Here is a 1,565-nt window from a genome sequence, read left to right as displayed (position 1 = left end):
AGTGATCAGGCTATCAGGAAATGACGCTATAAAGATCTGCAACAAAGTTTTCAAAGGTAAAGACCTCGAAAAACAGGAATCTCACACCTTGCATTACGGCACTATCCGGGATAATGATAAAATCATAGATGAAGTGGTGATATCCCTTTTTGTAGCCCCAAAATCATTTACCAAAGAAAATGTGGTGGAAATTTCGTGCCACGGGTCTCCATTCATTGTAAAGCAGGTGATCAAGGTACTGCTTGCCAACGGAGCGCGCCTGGCATTGCCCGGTGAGTTTACCAAAAGGGCATTCCTCAACGGCCAGTTCGACCTGGCCCAGGCCGAAGCCGTCGCAGACCTGATTAACGCTGACTCTGCCGCCTCACACGAAGCCGCACTAAACCAAATGCGCGGTGGCTTCTCCGAGCAGATCCGCCAATTGCGTGAAGAGCTGATCCACTTCGCCTCTATGATAGAGTTGGAGCTGGATTTTGGCGAAGAGGACGTGGAATTCGCTGACCGGGATGATCTTAAACAACTGATCAATAACCTTCTGAAAGTGATCAATGCCCTGATAGATAGCTTTGATCTGGGCAATGTGATTAAAAACGGTGTACCTACGGTTATTGCAGGCAAGCCTAACGCAGGTAAGTCCACCCTGCTCAATGCCCTGCTTAATGAGGAGAAGGCCATTGTCTCTGACATTGCAGGAACCACACGGGATTTCATTGAAGATGAGATCAACCTTGGAGGTATTACTTTCCGCTTTATAGATACCGCAGGTCTCCGCGAAACTACTGACACCATTGAAAAAATTGGTGTAGAGCGAACTCAGCAGCAGATGAAGAAGGCTTCACTGATCATTTATATGATCGACATGGCCAATGACAACCTCGTAGACGTAAACCGGGATATCAATAAGCTGGAAAACCTCGGCATACCCTTTATAGTAGTGGGCAATAAAGAAGACAAAGCCCAGCCTGCCTTAAAAGCCGCTATTGAGAAAATCAAAGGCTCCGTACTGATATCAGCAGCAACTAAGGAAAACCTGGATGCACTCAAAGACCGTATCCTGGAAGTGGTAAACCTCGACAACTTCAAAACCGGTGATACCATTGTGACCAACATCCGCCATTATGACAACCTGCTCAAAACCCGCAACGCACTTATGGATGTGCTAAACGGCCTTGACAATAACATTACCGGTGACTTTCTTGCGATGGATATCCGTCAGTCCTTGCATTACCTCGGGGAGATTACCGGGGAGATTACTACGAATGATTTATTGGCGAATATATTTTCGAAGTTTTGTATTGGGAAGTGATGTGGGGATGGTGAGTGGGGCAGATCGGTGAGGAATAATATGTTGGAAAACAAACTCTTAGTAACGTATAATTTGTACTCAACAAGAGTTTATCCATCATTAAAGAGGTTAGCTATTATGTTTAATCTCTGCTAAGAATTTGATCCATCATTCTATTACTCCATTCAAATTCTTCTTTTTCATTAATATAATTTAATTCTCCTTTAAATACTTCAAAAACCTTAATTGGGATAAGATTGGACACGTCGAAAAAATGAAT

General features: G+C 43.9%; 1 protein-coding gene. It reads left to right on the top strand.

The genetic code is table 11. From position 1 onward, the window contains the following. Window positions 1–1,306 (top strand): tRNA uridine-5-carboxymethylaminomethyl(34) synthesis GTPase MnmE (mnmE, locus tag E1163_RS00620; protein ID WP_155168589.1); only part of this gene is annotated, 1,306 nt, incomplete at its 5' end. Window positions 1,307–1,565 lie beyond the last annotated feature (259 nt).

The sequence above is a fragment of the Fulvivirga kasyanovii genome (assembly GCF_009711405.1).
Lineage (GTDB): Bacteria > Bacteroidota > Bacteroidia > Cytophagales > Cyclobacteriaceae > Fulvivirga > Fulvivirga kasyanovii.
The sequence above is the reverse complement of the archived record's forward strand: the minus strand, read 5'-3'. Positions and strand labels throughout refer to the sequence as shown.